A 23,291-nucleotide genomic window follows, 5' to 3' on the forward strand; every position below is an offset into this window, starting at 1 on the left:
AGGATCAAACTCTCCAATAAAGTTAGTTTGTCTAGCATCTAAAAATAAAAATTGACGTTTCACGTTGTTTGTTTCGTTCAGTTTTCAAAGAACTAAAAGCGGGTGAAGAGAATCGAACTCTCGACCAGAGCTTGGAAGGCTCTTGTTTTACCACTAAACTACACCCGCGTGGTCGGGAAGACAGGATTTGAACCTGCGACCCCCTGGTCCCAAACCAGGTGCTCTACCAAGCTGAGCCACTTCCCGTAATTGGCGCGCCCGAGAGGAGTCGAACCCCTAACCTCTTGATCCGTAGTCAAACGCTCTATCCAATTGAGCTACGGGCGCTTATTCATGATGTTTTTTTCGTCGTTGTATTTTGGCGACTCAATTATCTTATCATACTACATTTTCAAATGCAAGTACTTTTTTAAGATTTTTTTGATGCGGCCGAGAGGACTTGAACCTCCACGGGGTTTCCCCCACTAGGCCCTCAACCTAGCGCGTCTGCCGTTCCGCCACGACCGCGCGGAAAAAACAAAAAAGTGAGCCATGAAGGATTCGAACCTTCGACCCTCTGATTAAAAGTCAGATGCTCTACCAACTGAGCTAATGGCTCGTAAATGGCTGGGCTAGCTGGATTCGAACCAGCGCATGACGGAGTCAAAGTCCGTTGCCTTACCGCTTGGCTATAGCCCACTGAAAAAATATCTTATTTTCAAAGACAAATGTTATCGTACCATAATGTCCAATAAAAAACAACTGCCAATTAGCAGAAGTTAAAATGGCGGTCCCGACCGGGGTCGAACCGGCGATCTCCTGCGTGACAGGCAGGCATGTTAACCACTACACCACGGGACCATTTGGTTGCGGGGACAGGATTTGAACCTGCGACCTTCGGGTTATGAGCCCGACGAGCTACCGTACTGCTCCACCCCGCGATGATACTATTCATATAAAATTCATATGGTGGAGGATGACGGGATCGAACCGCCGACCCCCTGCTTGTAAGGCAGGTGCTCTCCCAGCTGAGCTAATCCTCCGAAGTGGTGACCCGTACGGGATTCGAACCCGTGTTACCGCCGTGAAAGGGCGGTGTCTTAACCACTTGACCAACGGGCCAATATGTATGGCAGAGAAGAAGGGATTCGAACCCTCGCACCGCGTTAGCGATCTACTCCCTTAGCAGGGGAGCCCCTTGAGCCACTTGGGTACTTCTCTGTATGGCTCCGCAGGTAGGACTCGAACCTACGACCGATCGGTTAACAGCCGATAGCTCTACCACTGAGCTACTGCGGAATAATGAAGACAATTTGTATCTTATAAAATTTCTTTCTGTAAGTCAAGAAGTTTTTAACAACATCTTGTTCAAACGTGACATGTTTATAATATACTGGATTGCGTTTTTACTGTCAAGATGTTTTCGATATCGGTTTGAGTTTCCCTTTACACTTTCCGCAGACATATCTTTTTGTATTTATTTGACGCCTTCTTACATATTGAAGTAAACACTCCATACATTCATACTTATAAATCTTTTTTTCCTTCTCTTCATTAATCATTCGTTTACAAAAACGAGGTGCATCAACTTTCTTTAACAACTCACGAAAATCTCTGTCCCTGTGCTTATACCCTCTTCCTGTAATATGCAAGTGATAATGACACAGTTCATGTTTGATGATTCCGATTAATTCCTCCTTACCATACATTTCGTAATATCGATAATTCAGTTCAACATTGTGACTCTTCAACAGATAACGCCCGCCAGTTGTACGCAACCTACTATTGAACTTTACTTTATGTAAAAATGGCATTCCGAAGTATTGTAGCGATACTTCTTCCACTAGCCGTTGAATTTCTTTCTCGTCCATTCTCATTCCTCCTAAACAAAAAAATATTTTTACACTTTTCACGCTTCTTATACATATATTAAATAGTACATATACCCATCCTCATTCAAGACGCGTGGTTTCTAAAAACACAACATGAATAGAAATCCACTCACCAACCTCTCATTAATAGTACTTTAGATTTTTGAGAGTAGGATTAAACAAGGAGGGATTCCTATGCCTACGTGGCTAAAAAAACAGATGCAACGTGCATATTTCGAAAAAAACCGGTATCAAATTAAATTGCTAAATGAATGCTGGTTTTATTATAGCAAAATACATCAAAACTCATGATCCATTACACTTTTTATTCTATAAAAAAAGAGCAGTTTTATCTGCTCTCTTCTCTTACTATTCAATCGGCAACATAGATAGTGCAACGCGTCCTTTTTTTGTATCAATATCATCTACCCATACTTTTACAATTTGTCCTACTGATACAACATCTAACGGATGCTTTACAAACTGTTTGCTAAGCTTAGAAATATGCACTAAACCATCTTGCTTTACGCCAACATCAACAAAAGCACCAAAATCAACAACGTTACGCACTGTTCCTTCTAGTTCCATACCACGTTTTAAATCTTCTAATTTCAAAATCCCTTTTTTCAGAAGTGGTTTAGGCAACTCATCCCTCATATCTCGTTCTGGACTAATGAGTGCATCTATAATATCAACTAACGTCGGCTCCCCAACTCCCGTTTCTTGAGACAACTTAGAAATCTCTACTTCTTCCAATCTCTTTTGTAATTGCGGTTGTCCTACGTCATCTATCGATAACCCTAAACTCTTCAATAACAATTCAACATTTTTATATTGTTCAGGATGAATACCTGTCCGATCTAATGGATTCGCTCCTTCTAATATACGCAAGAAACCTATACATTGTTCGTACGTCTTTGCACCTAAACGTGGGATTTTCTTTAATTCCGTGCGCTTTGTGAATTTCCCATCCTCTTCTCTCTTTGCCACAATATTTTTCGCAACAGTTTTCGATAAACCTGAAACATATTGTAACAATGCAACCGAAGCCGTATTTACATTAACCCCAACTTGGTTCACAGCTGTCTCTACTACAAATGTTAATGACTCATTCAATCTCTTTTGAGATACATCATGTTGGTATTGTCCAACTCCAACTGATTTAGGATCAATTTTCACAAGTTCAGCCAGTGGATCTTGCAGACGTCTTCCAATAGAAACAGCACTTCTCTCTTCAACTTGTAAATTTGGGAATTCTTCACGAGCTAAATCAGAAGCTGAATATACACTAGCACCCGCTTCATTTACAATAATATAAAAGACTTCCTGTTTCACACTTTGCAATACATCTACTATAAATTCCTCTGTTTCTCTAGATGCTGTCCCATTACCAATTGCAATCATTTCAACTTGATATTTATCTATAATAGAAAGAACTTTCGTTTTTGCGTCATCATATTTACGAACAGGCGGATGCGGATAAATAACATCAATATGTAGTACTTTCCCCGTATCATCTACTACAGATAATTTACAACCAGTTCTATATGCCGGGTCTACCGCTAGCACGACTTTCCCTTTCATCGGAGGTTGTAATAATAAGTTACGTAAGTTCTCAGAGAAAATATGTATCGCTTGTTCTTCAGCTGTTTCTGTTAATTCTTTACGAATTTCTCTTTCAATTGAAGATTGAATTAATCGTTTATAACCATCTTCAATCGCTAATTGTACATAATACGCACTTTTAGAATCGTTATCACGAATTACTTTCTTATTTAAGAAATTTAATATCTCATCTACTGGTGGGACAACAGAAACTCTCAATATATCTTCTTTCTCACCGCGATTCATTGCTAATACACGATGTGGTACTACTTTTTGCAATGGTTCTTCATAACTGTAATACATTTCATATATATTCTTTTCATCTTTTTCTTCACCTTTTACAGACGAAGACATAATACCTTTTCTAAAAGTAATATTTCGAATCCAACTACGATACGTAGCTTCATCTGAAATCATTTCTGCAATAATGTCTTGTGCACCTTGTAAAGCTTCTTCTGCAGATTGCACTTCTTTCTCTGCATTAATAAATTCCACTGCCTTTTTAGCCGGATCTTCTTTCTTATATAACAATAACCATTCAGCTAACGGTTCTAACCCTTTTTCTTTTGCAATCGTTGCTTTCGTTCTTCTTTTCTCTTTATATGGACGATATAAATCTTCTACTTCCTGCAACTTTGTAGCTTTAACAATTTGCAGCCTTAGCTCTCCTGTCAGTTTTCCCTTCTCACCAATAAGACGAATAACTTCTTCCTTCCTATCTTCAAGTTGCATCATATATTGCCATCTCTCTAAAATCGCACGAATTTGCACCTCATCTAAAGAGCCTGTCCATTCTTTTCGGTAACGAGCAATAAATGGAACTGTGTTACCTTCTTCTGTTAATTGAATAACATGACGAACTTGCTTTTCGCTAAAGCCTAATTCTTTCACTAACATTTTCATTAACGCTTGTCGATTATCTACCATTTCCATATACAACCGTAACCTCCTCTATAATAAAAAAAGTTGCCCTTCAAAGAGAGCAACTTAAACTGCCGATTTAAAAATCTATTAGTCCTAAACTAATTTGTAACGCTTCATCTACACGACTCATCATCACTTCATCTAAATGAGTGATTTTGTCCGTTAAGCGTTGCTTATCGATTGTTCGAATCTGCTCAAGTAAAATAACAGAATCTCTCTCAAAACCATACTTTTTCGCATCAATTTCCACATGAGTGGGTAATTTCGCTTTTTGAATCTGTGCAGTAATAGCCGCTACAATCACCGTTGGACTAAAACGATTTCCGATGTCATTTTGAATGACAAGAACCGGACGAACGCCTCCTTGCTCAGAACCAACAACTGGGGAAAGGTCTGCAAAATACACGTCGCCGCGTTTTACAATCAAAATATTACCCCCCGCTAACTAAGCGTTCTACTGTATGAGCTGCTTCATACTCCGCTAAGAAAGCTTCAGATGCAATACCAAGATTAATTTTTCCCATTTCAATATACCCACGTCGCATTGATTCATGTTGGTAGCGTTTCTTCGTCTTATGTTGACGCAATAACAATTGTGTTGCCTGGCAAATTAGTTCATGGCGATTCTTATTCTCTTGTTTTCCAATTCCGTCCAATTCCGTTACCATTTGCTTTGGCAACCGAACCACGATTTCAGTAGTTACACTTGATTCGGACACAAAAATACACCTCCACCGTCAACTACACACCCAAATATATATATATGACACCTATTGTAATAATACCATTGTATGGAGCCTGTTGCAAAGACTTCCTTATTCCTTGCTTATGTTTTCCAATTCACAAACAAAACATTCATCTTCTTAAATTTTTTATCTCATAACTAACTAAAAACAATAGAACTCCTCTTCAAAACTTACGTGTAACTTATATAAAAAATGATTATAAGTAAAAAGCTTCTCATCAAAAAGAGCTTATTATCCAGCAATGAACAGTCACTCCAATGACAAGAAGCAATCATGCTACCTTCTATATATTGTTCAAGTAATTAATTATCTCTACAACCTTACCATTCCGTATAAATATTCTTGGCACACGGAAACTGATCGTTGCAATAATTTCATAATTAATAGTCCCTGAATATTCCGCAACCTCTGTAGCGCTAATATACTCATCTCCCTGCCTTCCAATAAGCGTAACTTTCGTACCAAGCGGCACTTCACAAGGAAGATGAATCATGAACTGATCCATTGTTACTCGCCCTACAATCGGTACCCTTTTACCATTTATAAGCACTTCAAATCCTTGTAATCTTCTAAGCCATCCATCTGCATAACCAATCGCTACAGTCGCGATCCATTCTTCAGTTTTCGTTCGATAAGTGACGTTATAACTAATTCCATCACCTTTAATCACCTGTTTAATATGAGCTACTTTCGTATGCAGTGATAGCGCCGGTTCTAATTCAAATGGTAAAAAAGGACGTATTTCTACAGAAGGAGATAATCCATACATTGCAATCCCAATTCGCACTGCATTAAATGTAATCCCTTGAAAACGTAACGTGGCAGCACTATTAGCTGTATGGACAAACTTAGGATCCACTCCGAATTCTTTCAACCAACTTAACTGCTCTAAGAACGTGTTATATTGCTTATCAAAATACGAAGTCTCAACCTCATCTGCCGTTGCAAAATGCGTGTATACTCCTTCTAACTCTAAAAACGGTGCACCTTCTAAACTCCTTAAAAATTCTTTCAGCTCTTTTCTTTCACGTATTCCAATTCTCCCCATACCACTATCAAAATTAATATGAAATTTCATTACAGATGAACCATCCCAAAGTTTAATTGCTTCGTCCACCCATTCTTTTTGAAAAACAGTTAGCGCTACATCATTTTCAGCAGCTACATTTACATCACGCGGCGGCGAGGGACCTAACACTAAAATTGGCACAGTAATACCGGCCCTCCGAAGCACTAGAGCTTCATCTAAAAAAGCAACAGCTAACCTTGTTGCACCCGCTTCTAATGCCGTTTTAGCAACCGGTACATAATCGTGCCCATATGCGTTCGCTTTAACTACAGCAAAAATCTCTACATCACTTGGGATGAACTCTTTAATATGTGTAACGTTGTTATAAATGGCATCTAAATCCACTTCCACCCACGTGTCACGATAAAATGGTGCTTCTTCCATAAATACACTTCCTTATACACGATATGCGAAGCTTATTCTTTTATATGCTTCTTTTATGAAATCCACCTTCAAACTAAGAAAAGACGTGGTGCACATATATCACCACGTCTAAGAAGTTTACTTCACCTGCTTCGCTGTAACTGAACGAGCAACCATTAACAGCTCCTTCGGCTCTAAACCTTTAGACACGAGCATATATTCTACTCCGTTATGCGACCACGTTACAGAGTCTTTCGTCAACGCACCAATCGTAAACCCAAGATCAACCGGTTCTCCACTTACACTTACCGCTGATGAAGCCTCTGCAACTTTTGCCTTTTCTTGTATTAAAGTAAAGGATTTCTTATTTCCAGTGTATGTGAGTATCGCACGCTTGCCACTGTCTGTCTTCAACTCTTTTTCATCTTGCAGAGTCATACCTTGTGGTGTATCAAGCGGATACAAAGTAGCAAACGGTTTGTCTTCTTTCGCTGTTGTTTGAACATCTACCTGCGCTCTAGACATATTTTGTTTCGTATCAAATGCACCTTTATCAAATTTCGCATCGAATTTTACCTTAGAGAAATCTACTTTTACAAGAACATTTTGATCATTATCCATTAACTTCACTGAAACTGGAGTCAAATCGCTCTTCTTCAGTGTAATCTCTTGTTTCGGCAACATATTTTGATGTTGATAGTTTGTTTTTGTTTTAAAAATATAATACTTATCTGTTTTCTCGAAAGTAAGGTTTTTCTTATCCTGCAAAATATCTCTTACAAGTGATTCATATAAATAAGCCTGGCTGCTATTTTGCGGCCAATCACTTTGAAAACGGAAGCTCTTATTAAGTGCTGGCGTTAATACAAATACACCTTCTTCATTTCTTAAAATAATTTGGCTCTGATCTTTTTTTGCATTCTTTAAATTCACACGATAAAAAGACGGTTCCTTATGCCAAATTTCTACGTTATACTCCTGAGGCTCATTTCCTGTTTTAATAGATAATTTCGCTTCAGCTTGATAACTTTTCATCCCTTTTACTCTCGCTTCTAAATCTTTCACGACATCATCTTGTTTCTTTTCCACACAACCCGCCAATACAAAAACGGTCAACAAACCGACAAGAACTAAAAACAGACGCCTTTTCATCACTTCAGCCCCTTTGCCCCTATAAATGAATGGAAGATGTACCTTCCTTATCGCTACCTCAAATATATGAGACAAAGATATAAAATATGCAGACTAGCGTGACGAGCTTTCTAAAACAACTTGAGCAACAGCAAATTCCTTACTATGACTAATTGATAAATGAACAACATACTCTGTACTTGTAATCAGAATCGGCTTACCTCTTTCATCATTTTTCACTTCAATATCTAAAAAGCTCACTTCTTTCCCGATACCAGTACCTACAGCTTTTGAATATGCCTCTTTCGCTGCAAATCTTCCAGCTACAAACTCTGTAAGGCGACTTCCTTTCAGCTCCATAGCAACATTACGTTCATTTTCCGTTAAAATACGTTCCATAAATTTAAGCTTTCCATCTAGCATTTTTTCAATACGATTTAATTCAATAATATCGATTCCAATCCCTATAATCATTTCAAAATCCCCTTCTTCTATTTAACTTTCTTCTTTCATATTGATAAGAATAACAGAGAATCTTTCTGATGCAAAAGGGGTGATAGTAACCGTATGCTAATAAGATCCACTCAGATTTCTTTACAATCGACTATTCTCACCTTACTTCTTATTCACTTAGTCCTGATGATATTAGGCGACTTTTTCCTCTTCCCACTGGCAGCCTCTAATGAATATATCGCTAAAGGAGAATGGTGGCGTGTCATAACTTCCCTTCTGGTACACGTAGACTTACAACATTTTCTTTCTAATAGTATTTTTTTGTTTGCACTTGGTTCTTCTATCGAAAAGCAACTCGGACACTTTTCTTTTTTTATTCTATTTTTTATTTCTGGAATTTCTGGAAATATTTCTTCTTATATTATTATGCCACCTGAATATATTCACGCAGGTGCATCAGGTGGGATTTTCGGACTATTAGGCGCACAATTATTTTTATTGTACAATCGTTACCGCTCTTCACAACCAAAAGAAATTGCCATTTTCTCAATTATGATACTTCTATTACTGCTATTTACTTTCTTTAACCCTTCCGCCAATCCGATCAGTCATTTAACAGGTTTAATAACCGGCGGCATTTTAACTCCTTTTTTAACCAAAAAAAACGATGGTGCAAAGCTTATTTAATATAAAAGCTTGCATCATCGATAATTTCTACATCTACCTGTTCGCTTAAATCCCTCATTAATTGAAATAAAGACTCATCCTTCATCTTCGCCTCAATCATACAATCAATTTGCGGAACACTTCCCTTTATCCTTCTTAAAAAAGATAAAAATGCGTCTACATTAATATAATCTGCATGAGCTCTTGGATCTTTTCCCTCTCTAGGGCTAGAGATATGCATTTTAACTGGCAACAAAGATGTTTCCCACGTATGAACAACACGTGCCCAATCTTCATACCAATCTTCTTGCTCATTATTCATCATATGGTGATGCAAATCAAACACGACGGGAATATCTAATTTTTCTCCTAAATATAATGTTTCCTCTAACGTAAAAGTTGTATCATCATTTTCTAATATAATCATTTCTTGAATACCCCTTGGGACATTAGACCAATTCTCTATAAAACGCTCTAATGCAAGTTCTTTATCTTTATACCCTCCTCCAACATGTAGTACACATCGTTGCTTATGTTCAATCCCCATGCCTTTTAATAATTTTTTGTGCATCTGCAATGTCTTTACAGATTGTTTGAAAACACTCTCCTCAGGTGAATTTAGTACAACAAAATGATCTGGATGAAAATCAATTCGCATATTCATATGAATTGCATATTCACCTAATTCTTTCAATTTTTCTTTTAAAGGACGAATATAGTTCCACTCTAACAATTCCTCATGATTCGCTAAAGGAATGAGCTTAGAACTAAGCCGAAAGAAAGATATGTCATGTCCCTTATTATGCTTTAATAAACGCAAACAATTTTCCAAATTGGAATTAGCAATTCTTTCAAGTTTACGAATTGCAGCATCACGATCATCTATTTTCTGAAACTGTGCGTACGTCATCGTTTGAGATGGGGATGCATTCTTCAAATGCACACTCATCGCAACGTAACCAAGCCTTACAAGCATATAACAGCCCCTTTTCTATCATAACTACTATGTAGTATGCACAATTACAGAAATAAAAAAAGAGAATGCCCGCAAAGGGCATTCTCTTTTTTTATTAAGCTTGTGGACGGCTATGATGTTTTCTTTCGCCGCGTCCATTTGAAGATCCTGGGCGACCTTGACCTTCACCTCTACGACCACGACTACCACCATCACGATTACGATCACGGTTTCCATCACGATTGCGATCACGGTTTCCGTCACGATTACGTCCATCACGGTTACGACCATCGCCACCACCGCGTCCATCACGACTACGATTACGGTTACCATCACGGTATCCGCCTCCGTTACCGCCACGTTTTTTAGAACCGCCACCTCTTGAAACAACTGGTGGTTCTGATGTTAAAGCAATCGGAGTTGTATCCGGCTCTTTAGTCATCATTTTTAAAGCAGCAGCTACTACTGTTACAGAGTCATTCTCTTCTAACATTTCTTCTGCAATACGCTTGTAGTATGATAAGTTCTCATTTTGAATCGTGCTTTGAAGTTTTTCAGCGATTAAACGTTGTTGACCTTCTAATGCCTCATCAAGTGTCGGTGCTTCCATGCGATCAACTTTACGTTTTGTTGTACGCTCGATATTTTTTAATTGTCCTGATTCACGTGGTGTTACAAATAACATTGCAATACCTTTTTTACCTGCACGGCCAGTACGACCGATACGGTGAACGTATGATTCTGGATCTTGTGGGATATCGAAGTTGTATACGTGTGTTACGCCTGAAATATCAAGACCACGTGCAGCAACGTCTGTTGCAACAAGAACTTCAATAGCACCTTCTTTAAATTTACGTAATACAGACATACGTTTCGCCTGTGTTAAGTCACCATGAATACCTTCTGCTGCATAACCACGTAAGTTTAATGCTTCTGATAATTCATCAACACGACGCTTTGTACGACCGAATACGATTGCAAGCTCTGGAGATTGAATATCTAGTAAGCGTGTTAACACGTCAAACTTTTTCTTTTCTTGCACTTCTAAATAGAACTGCTGAATGTTTGGCATTGTTACTTCTTTTGCTTTTACTTTAATGTGTTGAGGCTCAGTCATGAAACGCTCAGCAATACGACGGATTGGATCTGGCATTGTCGCTGAGAATAATAATGTTTGATGTGTTTCTGGCACATCTGTTAAAATCGCTTCAATATCTTCAATGAAGCCCATGTTTAACATTTCATCCGCTTCATCAAGAACAACAGTCTCTACGTTTTGTAAGCGAAGTGTTTTACGGTTAATATGATCTAAAATACGACCCGGCGTACCAACAATAATGTGTGGGTGTTTTTTTAGAGCACGAATTTGGCGGTTAATATCTTGACCACCATAAATTGGTAGAATACGAACACGTTTATGTTTACCAATTTTGTATAGCTCTTCTCCAACTTGAATTGCTAATTCACGCGTTGGCGCGATAACAATACCTTGAACTGCTTCTTTATTTGTATCCACTTTATCTAATAGTGGTAATCCGAATGCTGCTGTTTTCCCTGTACCTGTTTGCGCTTGCCCAATAATATCCTTACCTTGCAATGCATGTGGAATTGTTTCAGCTTGAATCGGCGTAGCCTCTTCAAAGCCCATACTTTCAACCGATTGCAGTAAAGACTCACTTAATCCTAATTCTCGAAATGTTGTCAATGTTACTTCTCCTTTTCTATCCTATACTTATCATTTAAAAAAAGGCGTTTTCCGAATTTGCGGAAAAGCCCTTTTCCTGAATGCTCACGTATATAACCGGGCGTATATTCTTCACGAAAATACTTCTAAACGTTATTACACTTTATCAATTATAAGTTTTGTATGTGTAAAAAGCAAACCCAACTGTTACCTTATTTTATATTAAGGGCCTTTTTCTTTACTTTTATTTTTTTATCATTTACTGTAAGCGCTTATTATAAGTTTCTTCTATTTTCGTGACTATCATCCCTATTTATATACACCAATTATTTCAACATCGTAATTACTTCTTCTAATTTCATACCGCGAGATGCTTTTATTAATACAACATCTTTGGCATCGACTACCGCTTGTAAATCTCTTACTAACTCTTCTTTATTATCATACGCCTTTACACGTTCATTAGGGAAATTAATTTTCGCTCCTTCAGCAATTTGAGCTCCTAATCTACCGTATGTGAATACATGTGCGATTTTTGCTGGATCGATTAATTTACCTACCTCATAATGGAACTGCACTTCTTGATTTCCAAGTTCTAACATATCACCGAGCACAACGATTTTTTTAGTAAATCCATCTAAACCATTCATTAAATGGAATGCTGCCTCCATAGCCGTCGGACTTGCATTATAAGCATCGTTGATAATTGTTAATCCACTATCCGTTTTTACAATCTCCATACGCATGCCCGTCATTTGAAGTGTTACTAAACCTTGTTTCATTTCTTCCCACGTCACCCCAAAATGTGTCGCAATTGCCATTGAAGCAAGTGTATTGTACACATTATGTTTTCCTAACACCGGTAGGTAGAATGAAATATTTTCATCTCTATTCATTTTAAAATGTGTCCCAGTTGCCTGTAATGTTACAGTTGTTGGATAGTAATCGTTGGCTCTTGCATCACCAAACGTAACTGTTTCTGCTGCTAAATTCATTTCAGGAACACGATTCGTTAATAACGGCTCATCTCCATTATATACGAACACGCCACCTTCTTGTAACCCTGTAACAATTTCTAATTTCGCTTCAGCAATTGCCTCACGAGATCCTAAATCCATTAAATGTGCCTCACCAATATTCGTAATGATAGCTGCATTAGGACGAGCTAACTTAGATAAAAATTCAATCTCTCCTCGGCTTGACATACCCATTTCTAATACAGCTACTTCTGTATTTTCTTCTAAGTTTAAAATAGTGAGAGGTAACCCAATATGGTTATTGAAATTTCCTTCTGTTTTTTGAACTTTGAACTTAGTCGCGAGAATACTTGTCACAATATCTTTCGTGGATGTTTTACCGTTACTACCTGTCACACCAACAACTTTAACATCCAATTGATCGCGATAGTTTTTCGCTAACATTTGCAGTGCAGATAGCGTATCTTCTACAAAAATAACCGGAAGATTCTCGGGTGGATTTGCTACATCTTTCATCCATAATGTAGCTACAGCTCCATTTTCAACTGCTTTATCTACAAAAGCATGTCCATCGAAACGCTCCCCTTGAATCGGAACATATAAGTTTCCTTTTTCAATTTTTCTCGTATCAATAGACACGCCTTGAATAATAGTTCCCTCATATTGCTCTGCTAATCCAGTACCATTTACCATCTGTTCTACTTGCTTTAACATTCGCTTTATCATATAGAAACGCTCCTTACATAGAGGAAGCACTATTCCTACGAATAGTGCTTCCTCCTTTTTTTGTTAGATTGTATATTTAATTTTTTGTTTTTCTTCGTGACGTTCAATCGCTAAACGAATTAGCTCTTCGATTAACTCTGGATACGGTAACCCAGTATGTTGCCATAATAGAGGGAACATACTAAACGGTGTAAATCCTGGCATAGTGTTTACTTCGTTAATATACACTTCTCCGTCTTTCGTTAAGAAGAAATCAGCTCGCGTTAAGCCTGCACCATCTAATGATTGGAACGCAATAATTGCATCACGCTTAATCACATCAGATTCTTCTTCTGTCATTTCAGCTGGAATAATTAACGCCGTATCACCATCGATATATTTCGACTTATAATCATAGAAGTCCTTTTTCGGAACGATTTCACCTACAACTGAACATTTCGGCTCATCATTACCTAGTACCCCCACTTCTACTTCACGACCTACAATATTTTCTTCTACAATAATTTTGCGATCAAATTGGAATGCCTCTACAAATGCATTCTCAAGTTCTTCACGATTTTTACACTTATTAATACCAACACTTGAACCAAGGTTTGCTGGTTTTACGAAACAAGGATATCCTAACTTATCTTCTACTTTAGAATAAGCTTCCTCACGATCTTTTTCCCATGCACTGCGAATGAAAGACGCATATTTTGCTTGTGTTAAACCAGCCTCTGCAAAGATGTTTTTCATAACAACTTTATCCATACCAGCAGATGATGCTAGAACACCATTTCCTACATAAGGAATATTCATCAATTCTAATAGTCCTTGAACCGTTCCATCTTCACCGTTTGGTCCATGTAGTAATGGGAAAATAACGTCAATAGCGTTTTCCTCAGAAGCTGCAGATGGAATAATCTCTGTACTTAATGATAACGGAGAAATCGCATTTTCTGCACTACTCATTTTTAAAGCTTCAACATCTGTTACTTCGCCTTCAATACGCTCACCACGTACCCATTGACCTTGTTCTGTAATATAAATTGGATGAATCTCGAATTTATCTTGATTTAACGCTTTAATAGCAGCAAGAGCCGTCTGTAACGAAACTTGATGCTCAGCTGATTTTCCACCATATAATAAACCTAATTTAATTTTTGTCACTGAAATCACCCTAACCAATTGTTTTCATTTTTCTATTTTAGCACTTTTTATAAAAATAGGTAGTTCCTATTTGAAATAAAATGTAACTTCCACAAATAATTAAATGACACCACTTATTGGTTTTCTACACTTTTTCTATTCCACTACTATACAAAGGTGAATTTTAAAATGAAATGGTAATCCTATCTAGTTATGTACCTAAAATATGTAGAAATCCCCTTTTTTGTGTATGTCACCTATTTACTAAGAAGATTGTTTGGTTAGTGTATCTTTTTGCCTTTGCTCAACAAGGCGATCTAAAGAAATATATACAATACCTGCAACTACACATCCTACAGCTAAAATTGTAAATAGAAAGTGGCCAAGTAATCGATCTAATAAAAAGCCTCCCAAAAGTGGACCAAATGCGCTTCCTGTAATCCACTGCAAACTTGCAGCGCCCATATAAGTCCCTCTCAAATGCTCAGGTGCCAAGTTTGCTACAAATGTCATTTGTACAGGCGACATAATCATCTCACCTAACGTATATATAGCATAAACGAACAGTAGTGTTATTAAAATAACTGTAGCATTTGTATTAAACTCTCCAAACCACTTCGGTAACCACCCTATAAAAAATAATCCAATCCCGAACAAACATGCACCATATAACATCGTCTTCCCGACTGGTTTATCCGTAGCCCATTTTGAAATTTGAAATTGGAATAAAACAACTAATAGTCCGTTTAACGCCATTAAATATGGATATGGATTATTCGTTCCAAAAATACGCTTCATTTCGTTATCAAAATGTAGTGGCAACATGCCTTCTGTTTGAGAAAACCCCATCGAAATGATAATACCTGCTAATAAGTAAATCATTAATACCTTATCTCGCATTACAATTTTCCAAACTGCCCCAGATTCCTTTTCTTTATGTTCTTCCTTATCTGTCCTCTTTGGCATCGTCTCTTGAATAAGAAGTAATACAAGTAACGCATAAAATAGCATTGTAGAAGAGGCAATAATAAACACAAGATTCTTTGACAACACAACTACTGATGCTCCCATTATCGGACCAATCGCAGCACCTATATTGTGTCCCATTCGTAATAAACCATATGCCTCTGTTCTTTTTTCTGGTGCCGTTACATCTGCGACCATAGCTGATGCAGCTGGATGAAATAAAGAATTACTCAATCCTAAAAAAATAGATAAAATTGCATATGGAATAAATCCTTCTATAAATAGAAAACCGAGCATTAATAATGCATTACTTGCCATAGAAAATATCATAATCGGTTTTCTTCCATATATGTCAGCAATTCTTCCTCCTATAAGTGATCCAAAGCTTGCAGCAATTGGAGAAAGCGCCATAATAACCCCAACTTCCAACAACGAATCTACCTTATCTTTTAAATATAATGCAAAAAAAGGCATTAACATCATCATTGCAATTCCATTTAACGTCTCTCCAATAAATCGAATCCATACGTTACGGTCCATCTCCCTTAACTCACGCCACGTATTTTTCATCATTTCACCCCTTTAGTTAGCCAACAATTATCTTATAATAAGTTCAGAAAAATGTAAATTTTCAAATAAAAAAATCCATTCTAACAGAATTAGAATGGATTTTTTTCGCTTATAAATTCGCAACATCTTCTTCTTTTTTACTATTATTTAAAGCACTATGTTTTCGGCTATATAAGAAGTAAACCGCTATACCAATAACCATCCATATCCCAAAACTAATCCATGCTGTCCCCGATAATTGAAGCATTAAGTATAAACAGAAAATCACTGTTAACGCTGGTAAAAACGGTACAAGCGGAGCCTTAAATGCCCTTGGTAAGTCTGGATGGGTTCTTCTCATTACAATTACCGCAACAGCTACGAGTGCAAATGCTGACAATGTCCCCATGTTTACAAGATGTGCTAAAACATTTAAATCTATTAATCCTGAAATCAGTGCCGCAATAATTCCCGTTGTCCATGTATTTAAAAATGGCGTTTTAAATTTCGGATGAACTTTAGCAAGACGCTTCGGCAGTAAACCATCTCGGCTCATCGCATAAGAAACACGAACTTGCCCATACATCATAACTAGCATTACTGTTGTAATTCCTGTAATTGCTCCTACTGAAATTACTCCAGCTAAGCCATCTTGTCCAATAAATTGAAGTGCAAAAGCAACTGGATCTGATATATTTAACTGTCCGTATGGAACAATTCCTGTCAAAATAAGCGAAACAACGATATAAAGAACTGTACAAATTAATAACGATGCAATAATACCAATTGGTAAATCACGTTGCGGACGTTTCACTTCTTCTGCCGCTGTTGAAACTGCATCAAATCCTATAAATGCGAAGAATACTGTAGCCGCTCCAGCCATTACACCATCTAAACCAAACGGCATAAAAGGCGTCCAGTTTTCAGGTTTCACATAATTAAAACCAGCAAAGATAAAAATAAGAACAACTGCTATTTTAATAAATACCATAATGTTATTTACTCGTGCACTTTCACGAACACCCCTAGATAAAAGAACTGTCATCACTAAAATAATTAGAACTGCAGGTAGATCAATTATTCCACCCTTCCCTGTACCAGGAGCCGAGGAGAGAATAGTCGGAATGTGAATTCCAAACCCCTTTAATAAAGATTGAAAATATGCAGACCAACCGTTTGCTACAGCAGATGTAGCAAGTAAATATTCAAGCATTAGATCCCAGCCAATTAAAAATGCGAATACTTCTCCCATCGTCGCGTATGTATACGTATACACACTGCCCGATACAGGAACTGAAGAAGCAAATTCAGCATAACAAAATGCAGCAAAGGCACAAGCTAGCGCGGCAATCGCAAATGATAATATAATAGCTGGCCCAGAATGTTTCGCTGCCACAACACCCGTTAGAACAAAAATACCAGTTCCAACAATTGCTCCGATTCCAAGCATAGTTAAATCTAGCGCGCCCAATGTTCTTGCTAACGTTTTTTGCTTACTTTCTTGCATTAACTTTGCAATTGGCTTCTTTTGAAAAATTTGCTTCATCTTTCACTCCTCCAAGTTTTAAATTTTCTGAAAATTTTTAATTCGCTTTTTTATTTTACTCATTACGCTTTTCCTAGTCAATACTTTTGTCGAAACAAGTAGAAATTCTTCTGAATATGCACTATCCTTATCATTCTTTCTATATATCTTTCGACAACTCTTTTTGGTATTATTATACATGTCGATTCCACAAAAAAAGGCATGCTCCCTTATTGAGAGCATGCTTTTTTTACTTATTTCACAGTATATGAACCTTGTTCAATCCAGCTATACATATACTTTTCATCTTCTGTTTCATGTGCTTGTTTTACAATACGAAGCGGACGGAATGTGTCTATCATAACAGCTAATTCAAGTGTCTCTTTCTTCCCTATACTTGCCTCTGTTTTCCCCGGATGCGGCCCATGGGGAATCCCGCTCGGATGAAGTGTAATAGAACCTTCTTCCACACCTTTGCGACTCATAAAGTTTCCTTCTACATAGTAAAGAACTTCATCACTATTAACATTACTATGATAATATGGTGCCGGAATTGACTCTGGATGATAATCGTATAAACGTGGTACGAAAGAGCAAATAACAAAATTATGCCCTTCAAATGTTTGATGTACTGGCGGCGGCTGATGAATGCGCCCTGTAATTGGTTCAAAATCCTCTACATTAAATACCCACGGATACAAATAGCCATCCCATCCAACAACATCTAACGGGTGGTGTCCTAAAACATGTTTGTGCATATAACCTCTTGATTTTGTCATTACGACAAAATCGCCTTTTTCATCATAGGTCTCTAATTTTTCTGGACCACGAAGATCTCTTTCACAAAACGGACTATGCTCTAACAATTGTCCGTATTCATTTCGATAACGACGCGGCGTTGTAATTTGGCTATTCGCCTCTACAACAAGAAACTTAGTCTCTCCTTCATCTGGAATAACACGATAAATCGTTCCAATTGGGATCGTTACATAGTCGCCTTTTCTATAGTGAATCGTTCCAAACATCGTTTCAATTTTCCCTGTTCCATAATGAACAAATAACATTTCGTCGCCATCACCATTACGATAGAAATAATCCATTTTTTCTGTTGGGCTCACTACTCCAATTAACAAATCTTCATTTCCAAGTATGAAATTTCGTCCACTTATTGCATCACCACTTTTTTTATTTTCTTTCGTTCGGAAGTGGCGATGAGAAAGAGCAACATCCTCTTCATACTGCAACTGACAAGAATGCGATAATGCAGAATGACCTACTTCTGTTGGCATATAGTGATGATACAAAATAGACTGCGTACCAGAAAAACCTTTTGTTCCCATTACCTGTTCACGATAAAGCGATCCATCTTTTTTACGAAATTGTACATGTCGTTTATGAGGTAGTTCTCCCATGTGACGATAAAACATGCCCATCACTCGCTTCCTTTTCTTTTTTGATCGTATTACGTAGTGTACCTAAACCAGTAATCGACAGCTCTACAACATCTCCATCTTGTAGCCACTCTTCTGTACCAAGTTCTAAAATACAGCCTGTTCCTACTGTCCCAGAACCAATCACATCTCCTGGATATAATGTAACGTCCTCTGAAGCACGTTCAATCATTTCAGCAAATGTATAGTAAATATCTTGGAAGTTTCCCTTTGATAATAGTTTTCCATTTACATGAGCAGTCATTTCTAAATCATATCGATCTCCATTACGATAAACATCTAATTCCTCTTTCGTAACAAGATGTGCTCCTAACGAAGTTGCAAAGTCCTTTCCTTTCGCTGGACCGAGACCTACTTTCATTTCTGTTGCTTGTAAGTCTCTCGCACTCCAGTCGTTCATAATACAATAACCAAAAATATATTCCTCTGCTTGCTCACGAGAAATATTTCGCCCTTCTTTTCCTATTACGCAAGCGATCTCCAACTCGTAATCAAGCTTTTTAGACTTTTTCGGACCAATTACAAAATCACCGGAACCAATTACAGCACGATGATTAGTAAAATAAAAAACCGGAATATCGTACCATTCAGGCACAACATCTAGTCCTCTTCGTCCGCGAGCTGTTTTTACATGTTGTTCAAATGCGTAAAAATCTCGAATACTACTCGGATTAGGAAGAGCAGCTGTCAATTGTACTTCTTCTAAAGCATATATACCCTTATTTGGATTCTTAACATTCCTCACTACTTCTACATACTCATCAGCTTTCTCTAAAAAAGCCATCATAGAAGAAGGGATTCTCCCTTCACTAGCAAGATTCATATCTATTACTTTGTCACCTTCAAGCCATCCAGCCCGTATTTCTTTTGAAGGAAGACGAAATGTAACAAATTTCATCCTGATTCCTCCTTATAAAAATGAAATTTCCACCAGCAAAGGGACTTTTGCTGGTGGATATAAATCTTATAAGTTTCCGCGACGCTCTTGTTCTCTTTCAATTGATTCGAATAACGCTTTAAAGTTTCCTTCACCAAATCCACGAGAACCTTTACGTTGAATGATTTCAATAAATAAAGTCGGGCGATCTACAATTGGTTTCGTAAAGATTTGTAGTAAGTAACCTTCATCATCACGATCTACTAAGATCTTTAATTCTTTTAGCTTATCAATTTCTTCATCGATTTTTCCAACTCGTGCAGTTAACTCATCATAATAAGTATCAGGTGTATCTAAAAACTCCACCCCATTTGCACGAAGCGCTTCAACTGTTTTAACAATATCACTTGTTAATAAAGCAAGATGCTGTACACCAGCTCCATTATAGAATTCTAGATACTCTTGAATTTGTGACTTTCTCTTTCCGTCTGCTGGTTCGTTAATCGGAAACTTAATACGGCTTCCATTCGTCATAACTTTCGACATTAACGCCGAATACTCTGTACTAATATCGTCATCATCAAAATGAATCATTTGTTTAAAGCCCATGACATTCTCGTAATAACTAACCCACTCTTCCATTTTTTCAACATTACCAACTACATGATCGACAGCAATTAAACCAGACTCTTCAAATGGAATATTAAACTCTACCTTTTGGAATCCTGGCATAAATGCCCCTTTATAATTTTTACGCTCTACAAGCGTATGAATTGTATCACCATACGTACCAATAACTGCTTTTTTCAATGTACCGTCCTCATCTGTTAATTCCTCTGGTGGAGCAATTGCGACGGCACCACGTTTCACTGCTTCTGAGTATGCTTTATCAACATCATCAACAAGTAGTGCCACATCCTTCACGCCATCACCATGAGTCTTTACAAACTCTGCAATACGATTTTCACTACTTAAAGCTCCAGACACAACGAAACGCATATTTTTTTGCACAAGAACATAAGATACCTTTTCACGGTTTCCAGTTTCTAATCCAGAGTAAGCCACAATTTTGAATCCGAATGCTCTCGCAAGATAATAACTCGATTGCTTTGCATTCCCTACGTAAAATTCCAAATGATCTACATCACGTACTGGAAAAAAGTCCTCCATTTGTGCAGCTAGCGTATCCATAGATTTTTGTTTCATAATATCTTCATCCCCCTGTAAATAGATTAAATGGTCCATACTTAAAACCAACCGAAAACGCTTCCAACATTAATTAATAGAAATTAGTTAGCAAGCTAACAAATTCTGACCTTTAAAATTTTCTACCTTTTCTGTCAAATTCCTCTTTTTTTCTTACATATAAAATTCGACTTTTTTCTCTTTGAAATAAAGTGAAACTTTAATCAGTGGATTTTTGATTATTCGTTGAATCAAGTTGCAACCGCAGCGTCTAATTAGCCATGGATACTAAATAATGAGGTAACTTTAATACTTGAAGGTATATAAGAAGAAAATAAAAAAGACTCCAACATATTAACTACTTACTAATACGTTAGAGTCTTTATTTTTTTTGAATGATTGTATTTATATATATCATACTAATACACTTGCAAGGAATAGAATAAATGATGTTAATATTACCGCTCCACCTAAGGATCCTAATAAATCTGTTTTTGTTACTTGAAACACTTGTTCACTGTTCATATCCCTCATTCTCCCTTCTTTTTCTTTTGTTACAAAGTTTCTATTATACTAATACACTTGATAGAAATACGATTAATGCTGTTAATACTACCGCTCCACTTGCTGATCCTACGAAGTCACCTTTTGTTACTTGTAATACTTGCTCTTTCATATCTTTCATTCTCCCTTCTTTTTCTTTTGTTACAAAGTTTCTATTATACTAATACGCTTGATAGAAATACGATTAATGCTGTTAATACTACCGCTCCACTTGCCGATCCTACGAAGTCACCTTTTGTTACTTGTAATACTTGCTCTTTCATATCTTTCATTCTCCCTTCTTTTTCTTTTGTTACAAAGTTTCTATTATACTAATACGCTTGATAGAAATACGATTAATGCTGTTAATACTACTGCTCCACTTGCCGATCCTACAAAGTCACCTTTTGTTACTTGTAATACTTGCTCTTTCATATCTTTCATTCCCCCTTCTCTTTCTTTTGTTACAAAGTTTCTATTATACTAATACGCTTGATAGAAATACGATTAATGCTGTTAATACTACCGCTCCACTTGCTGATCCTACGAAGTCACCTTTTGTTACTTGTAATACTTGCTCTTTCATATCATTTATCCTCCCTTTTCATAAGTTATCTATATGTAATTTCTAAGAAATGTTTATTTCATAGTTTTTATGTTAACGTTACATTAAATTTGATAACGTAACGTTTGTAACATTAATGTAACATAACTATTGTTACGTTGCAATATAATAACGTGAAATTTATTACACTTTTTTTACGTTTTTTTATAATAATCCCCAAAAACCTTTATTTAATGCACTTTTCACTAAGCTCACGTTTGTAACATTCATGTAATATTACAGTCATAAAGTGAAATATAGTCATACTCCTCTCTATTTTTGTTACAAACAGTTTATTTAGTGACACTAAACCTATCTAATCTTTACTTACTTTTAATATGAGATAAAATACCGTCTTTCCAAGATAAGTTTATATGTTTCCTCTATATAACTATGTATAATAAAAACAAAGAGGTGGTCATTTTGAAATTAATCGCATTAGATATGGATGGTACACTACTATCATCTAATCTTGAAATCTCCAAAGAAAACCTACAAGCAATCCAAACTGCACAAGAAGCTGGTCATATTGTAATGATTTGTTCTGGTCGTGCGAAAGAGGATGCTTTAAAGCTATTGGAAGAATATAAATTATCTCTTCCAGTCGGAGCAAGCAATGGGGCCATTGTTTATGTGGATGGAAAAGTAATTAACTCGCGTTGTATACAAAACGACAAAGTGTACAAACTTGCAAAATTACTAGAATCTGAAAGTTTCCCATATAAGTTATATACAAATAAAGGAGTTTATTCTCCATATACATGGCAAGATCAAGTGATGCAAGCGTTCGAAGAAAATAAGCAGGCGCTCGATGTTACATTAGAGGAACTTGAACGAATTACAGAAAAGCAAAAGAAATCGAACTTAATTACTGATTTCAAAAAAATAGAAGATGTTGTAAATAACCAAGAACTAGAAATATCTAAATTCTTCATTTCAACATTTAATGCAGCGCATCGCGCACAGCTATTAAGCGTGTTACAAGAAGACGCTGATATTATGGTTACAGCATCAGCTCCTACTAACTTAGAAATTATGGATAAGAATGGACATAAAGGAAACGGGCTACAGCAGATGGCAGCTCATTTTAATATTCCTATTGAAGATACAGTTGCTATTGGTGATAATTTTAATGATGTACCAATGTTAGAAGTAGCAGGCTTATCTGTTGCAATGGGCAACGCTGAAGAAGATGTAAAAAAACTATGTGATGTTGTAACATTAACAAACAATGAACATGGTGTTGCTCACGCAATCGAGCAATTTGTATTGAAACAAACTTCATCTAGTAAATAAAAAAAGGACTCTTTCCAT

At 36.9% G+C, this 23,291-nt stretch carries 24 protein-coding genes and 12 tRNA genes; 3 read left to right on the forward strand and 33 right to left on the reverse strand.

Features of this window, described 5'->3' with window-relative positions:
* Positions 1-97: 97 nt before the first annotated feature.
* The 13 genes from ACLBXA_RS26625 to ACLBXA_RS26685 all read right to left on the reverse strand — a co-directional run bounded on the left by ACLBXA_RS26625 (position 98) and on the right by ACLBXA_RS26685 (position 1,850).
* Positions 98-168 (reverse strand) — tRNA-Gly (locus ACLBXA_RS26625).
* Position 169: 1 nt separating this feature from the next.
* Positions 170-246, reverse strand: a tRNA-Pro gene (locus ACLBXA_RS26630).
* Positions 247-250: 4 nt separating this feature from the next.
* Positions 251-327 (reverse strand) — tRNA-Arg (locus tag ACLBXA_RS26635).
* A gap of 97 nt (positions 328-424) precedes the next feature.
* Positions 425-507 (reverse strand) — tRNA-Leu (locus tag ACLBXA_RS26640).
* A gap of 18 nt (positions 508-525) precedes the next feature.
* Positions 526-598, reverse strand: a tRNA-Lys gene (locus tag ACLBXA_RS26645).
* A gap of 5 nt (positions 599-603) precedes the next feature.
* Positions 604-678, reverse strand: a tRNA-Gln gene (locus ACLBXA_RS26650).
* Between the two features lie 86 nt (positions 679-764).
* Positions 765-840, reverse strand: a tRNA-Asp gene (locus ACLBXA_RS26655).
* Between the two features lie 3 nt (positions 841-843).
* Positions 844-920: transfer RNA gene (locus ACLBXA_RS26660), tRNA-Met, on the reverse strand.
* A 26-nt stretch (positions 921-946) separates the two neighbouring features.
* Positions 947-1,022 (reverse strand) — tRNA-Val (locus ACLBXA_RS26665).
* Positions 1,023-1,026: 4 nt separating this feature from the next.
* A tRNA-Glu gene (locus tag ACLBXA_RS26670) sits at positions 1,027-1,101 on the reverse strand.
* A gap of 8 nt (positions 1,102-1,109) precedes the next feature.
* Positions 1,110-1,200, reverse strand: a tRNA-Ser gene (locus tag ACLBXA_RS26675).
* A 3-nt stretch (positions 1,201-1,203) separates the two neighbouring features.
* Positions 1,204-1,278 (reverse strand) — tRNA-Asn (locus ACLBXA_RS26680).
* A 113-nt stretch (positions 1,279-1,391) separates the two neighbouring features.
* Positions 1,392-1,850 carry a SprT family protein gene (locus ACLBXA_RS26685; RefSeq protein WP_000343552.1) on the reverse strand — a complete coding sequence of 153 codons (459 nt, stop codon included), beginning with the start codon at positions 1,848-1,850 and terminating at the stop codon, positions 1,392-1,394.
* A 195-nt stretch (positions 1,851-2,045) separates the two neighbouring features.
* On the opposite strand from ACLBXA_RS26685, the gene cmpA reads away from it, so the two are divergent.
* Positions 2,046-2,162, forward strand: coding sequence for a cortex morphogenetic protein CmpA (cmpA, locus tag ACLBXA_RS26690; RefSeq protein ID WP_001143640.1), 117 nt, complete (start codon positions 2,046-2,048; stop codon positions 2,160-2,162).
* Between the two features lie 57 nt (positions 2,163-2,219).
* On the opposite strand, the gene ACLBXA_RS26695 is transcribed toward cmpA, so the two are convergent.
* From ACLBXA_RS26695 to acpS, 6 genes are all read right to left on the reverse strand, one after another.
* Positions 2,220-4,388, reverse strand: coding sequence for a Tex family protein (locus tag ACLBXA_RS26695; RefSeq protein WP_447617595.1), 2,169 nt, complete (start codon positions 4,386-4,388; stop codon positions 2,220-2,222).
* 67 nt (positions 4,389-4,455) lie between these two features.
* Positions 4,456-4,806: a type II toxin-antitoxin system endoribonuclease NdoA gene (gene ndoA / locus ACLBXA_RS26700; RefSeq protein ID WP_000635965.1), complete on the reverse strand. Its 351-nt coding sequence runs from the start codon at positions 4,804-4,806 to the stop codon at positions 4,456-4,458.
* Between the two features lie 4 nt (positions 4,807-4,810).
* Entirely contained in the window at positions 4,811-5,098 is a 288-nt protein-coding gene (locus tag ACLBXA_RS26705; RefSeq protein ID WP_000004570.1) for an antitoxin EndoAI, read from the reverse strand.
* A gap of 310 nt (positions 5,099-5,408) precedes the next feature.
* The gene (alr, locus tag ACLBXA_RS26710) at positions 5,409-6,578 is read right to left on the reverse strand and encodes an alanine racemase (protein WP_000390595.1); all 1,170 of its coding nucleotides are present in this window, start codon (positions 6,576-6,578) and stop codon (positions 5,409-5,411) included.
* A gap of 117 nt (positions 6,579-6,695) precedes the next feature.
* Positions 6,696-7,646 (reverse strand): LolA family protein, encoded by a 951-nt coding sequence (locus ACLBXA_RS26715; protein ID WP_003276258.1) that lies wholly within the window; start codon positions 7,644-7,646, stop codon positions 6,696-6,698.
* 156 nt (positions 7,647-7,802) lie between these two features.
* On the reverse strand, positions 7,803-8,162 hold the full coding sequence (gene acpS / locus ACLBXA_RS26720) for a holo-ACP synthase (RefSeq protein WP_000583418.1): 360 nt from the start codon (positions 8,160-8,162) through the stop codon (positions 7,803-7,805).
* Between the two features lie 93 nt (positions 8,163-8,255).
* On the opposite strand from acpS, the gene ACLBXA_RS26725 reads away from it, so the two are divergent.
* Positions 8,256-8,828 carry a rhomboid family intramembrane serine protease gene (locus ACLBXA_RS26725; RefSeq protein WP_000908529.1) on the forward strand — a complete coding sequence of 191 codons (573 nt, stop codon included), beginning with the start codon at positions 8,256-8,258 and terminating at the stop codon, positions 8,826-8,828.
* Here ACLBXA_RS26725 and uvsE read toward each other — a convergent pair.
* From uvsE to ACLBXA_RS26795, 14 genes are all read right to left on the reverse strand, one after another.
* Complete coding sequence (gene uvsE / locus ACLBXA_RS26730; RefSeq protein WP_098900389.1) at positions 8,821-9,783, reverse strand: UV DNA damage repair endonuclease UvsE; 963 nt, start codon at positions 9,781-9,783, stop codon at positions 8,821-8,823. The genes ACLBXA_RS26725 and uvsE overlap by 8 nt on opposite strands.
* A gap of 94 nt (positions 9,784-9,877) precedes the next feature.
* Entirely contained in the window at positions 9,878-11,467 is a 1,590-nt protein-coding gene (locus ACLBXA_RS26735) for a DEAD/DEAH box helicase (protein ID WP_000206602.1), read from the reverse strand.
* A gap of 305 nt (positions 11,468-11,772) precedes the next feature.
* Entirely contained in the window at positions 11,773-13,149 is a 1,377-nt protein-coding gene (gene murF / locus ACLBXA_RS26740) for a UDP-N-acetylmuramoyl-tripeptide--D-alanyl-D-alanine ligase (protein WP_000595968.1), read from the reverse strand.
* 63 nt (positions 13,150-13,212) lie between these two features.
* Complete coding sequence (locus tag ACLBXA_RS26745) at positions 13,213-14,298, reverse strand: D-alanine--D-alanine ligase (protein ID WP_000161435.1); 1,086 nt, start codon at positions 14,296-14,298, stop codon at positions 13,213-13,215.
* 243 nt (positions 14,299-14,541) lie between these two features.
* A complete protein-coding gene (locus ACLBXA_RS26750) occupies positions 14,542-15,813 on the reverse strand; it encodes an MDR family MFS transporter (protein ID WP_000799722.1) in 1,272 nt (423 codons plus the stop codon).
* A gap of 109 nt (positions 15,814-15,922) precedes the next feature.
* Positions 15,923-17,338, reverse strand: coding sequence for an amino acid permease (locus tag ACLBXA_RS26755; protein WP_000809361.1), 1,416 nt, complete (start codon positions 17,336-17,338; stop codon positions 15,923-15,925).
* A gap of 233 nt (positions 17,339-17,571) precedes the next feature.
* A complete protein-coding gene (locus tag ACLBXA_RS26760) occupies positions 17,572-18,744 on the reverse strand; it encodes a homogentisate 1,2-dioxygenase (RefSeq protein WP_012614724.1) in 1,173 nt (390 codons plus the stop codon).
* On the reverse strand, positions 18,710-19,666 hold the full coding sequence (locus ACLBXA_RS26765) for a fumarylacetoacetate hydrolase family protein (RefSeq protein WP_000673996.1): 957 nt from the start codon (positions 19,664-19,666) through the stop codon (positions 18,710-18,712). The genes ACLBXA_RS26760 and ACLBXA_RS26765 overlap by 35 nt, the downstream gene beginning before the upstream one ends.
* A gap of 66 nt (positions 19,667-19,732) precedes the next feature.
* Positions 19,733-20,851 carry a 4-hydroxyphenylpyruvate dioxygenase gene (gene hppD / locus ACLBXA_RS26770; protein ID WP_000810920.1) on the reverse strand — a complete coding sequence of 373 codons (1,119 nt, stop codon included), beginning with the start codon at positions 20,849-20,851 and terminating at the stop codon, positions 19,733-19,735.
* Positions 20,852-21,244: 393 nt separating this feature from the next.
* A complete protein-coding gene (locus tag ACLBXA_RS26775) occupies positions 21,245-21,355 on the reverse strand; it encodes a DUF3948 family protein (protein ID WP_001083691.1) in 111 nt (36 codons plus the stop codon).
* Between the two features lie 43 nt (positions 21,356-21,398).
* Positions 21,399-21,515 carry a DUF3948 family protein gene (locus ACLBXA_RS26780; RefSeq protein WP_000654250.1) on the reverse strand — a complete coding sequence of 39 codons (117 nt, stop codon included), beginning with the start codon at positions 21,513-21,515 and terminating at the stop codon, positions 21,399-21,401.
* A gap of 34 nt (positions 21,516-21,549) precedes the next feature.
* A complete protein-coding gene (locus ACLBXA_RS26785) occupies positions 21,550-21,666 on the reverse strand; it encodes a DUF3948 family protein (RefSeq protein WP_000654250.1) in 117 nt (38 codons plus the stop codon).
* Between the two features lie 34 nt (positions 21,667-21,700).
* Positions 21,701-21,817 (reverse strand): DUF3948 family protein, encoded by a 117-nt coding sequence (locus ACLBXA_RS26790; protein WP_000654250.1) that lies wholly within the window; start codon positions 21,815-21,817, stop codon positions 21,701-21,703.
* A gap of 34 nt (positions 21,818-21,851) precedes the next feature.
* Entirely contained in the window at positions 21,852-21,959 is a 108-nt protein-coding gene (locus ACLBXA_RS26795) for a DUF3948 family protein (RefSeq protein ID WP_000664237.1), read from the reverse strand.
* Between the two features lie 441 nt (positions 21,960-22,400).
* Between ACLBXA_RS26795 and ACLBXA_RS26800 the strand changes: the two genes are divergently transcribed.
* Positions 22,401-23,273, forward strand: coding sequence for a Cof-type HAD-IIB family hydrolase (locus tag ACLBXA_RS26800; protein ID WP_000766426.1), 873 nt, complete (start codon positions 22,401-22,403; stop codon positions 23,271-23,273).
* Positions 23,274-23,291: the final 18 nt, after the last annotated feature.

The sequence above is a fragment of the Bacillus sp. D48C genome (assembly GCF_053345735.1).

Bases quoted from the DNA above. Each gene is read 5' to 3' on its own strand.
- ACLBXA_RS26685 (WP_000343552.1), bottom strand. From the start codon at position 1,850: ATGGACGAGAAAGAAATTCAACGGCTAGTGGAAGAAGTATCGCTACAA.
- cmpA (WP_001143640.1), top strand. From the start codon at position 2,046: ATGCCTACGTGGCTAAAAAAACAGATGCAACGTGCATATTTCGAAAAA.
- ACLBXA_RS26695 (WP_447617595.1), bottom strand. From the start codon at position 4,388: ATGGAAATGGTAGATAATCGACAAGCGTTAATGAAAATGTTAGTGAAA.
- alr (WP_000390595.1), bottom strand. From the start codon at position 6,578: ATGGAAGAAGCACCATTTTATCGTGACACGTGGGTGGAAGTGGATTTA.
- acpS (WP_000583418.1), bottom strand. From the start codon at position 8,162: ATGATTATAGGGATTGGAATCGATATTATTGAATTAAATCGTATTGAA.
- ACLBXA_RS26725 (WP_000908529.1), top strand. From the start codon at position 8,256: ATGCTAATAAGATCCACTCAGATTTCTTTACAATCGACTATTCTCACC.
- uvsE (WP_098900389.1), bottom strand. From the start codon at position 9,783: ATGCTTGTAAGGCTTGGTTACGTTGCGATGAGTGTGCATTTGAAGAAT.
- murF (WP_000595968.1), bottom strand. From the start codon at position 13,149: ATGATAAAGCGAATGTTAAAGCAAGTAGAACAGATGGTAAATGGTACT.
- ACLBXA_RS26750 (WP_000799722.1), bottom strand. From the start codon at position 15,813: ATGAAAAATACGTGGCGTGAGTTAAGGGAGATGGACCGTAACGTATGG.
- ACLBXA_RS26755 (WP_000809361.1), bottom strand. From the start codon at position 17,338: ATGAAGCAAATTTTTCAAAAGAAGCCAATTGCAAAGTTAATGCAAGAA.
- ACLBXA_RS26760 (WP_012614724.1), bottom strand. From the start codon at position 18,744: ATGTTTTATCGTCACATGGGAGAACTACCTCATAAACGACATGTACAA.
- ACLBXA_RS26765 (WP_000673996.1), bottom strand. From the start codon at position 19,666: ATGAAATTTGTTACATTTCGTCTTCCTTCAAAAGAAATACGGGCTGGA.
- hppD (WP_000810920.1), bottom strand. From the start codon at position 20,851: ATGAAACAAAAATCTATGGATACGCTAGCTGCACAAATGGAGGACTTT.
- ACLBXA_RS26775 (WP_001083691.1), bottom strand. From the start codon at position 21,355: ATGAACAGTGAACAAGTGTTTCAAGTAACAAAAACAGATTTATTAGGA.
- ACLBXA_RS26780 (WP_000654250.1), bottom strand. From the start codon at position 21,515: ATGAAAGATATGAAAGAGCAAGTATTACAAGTAACAAAAGGTGACTTC.
- ACLBXA_RS26785 (WP_000654250.1), bottom strand. From the start codon at position 21,666: ATGAAAGATATGAAAGAGCAAGTATTACAAGTAACAAAAGGTGACTTC.
- ACLBXA_RS26790 (WP_000654250.1), bottom strand. From the start codon at position 21,817: ATGAAAGATATGAAAGAGCAAGTATTACAAGTAACAAAAGGTGACTTT.
- ACLBXA_RS26795 (WP_000664237.1), bottom strand. From the start codon at position 21,959: ATGAAAGAGCAAGTATTACAAGTAACAAAAGGTGACTTCGTAGGATCA.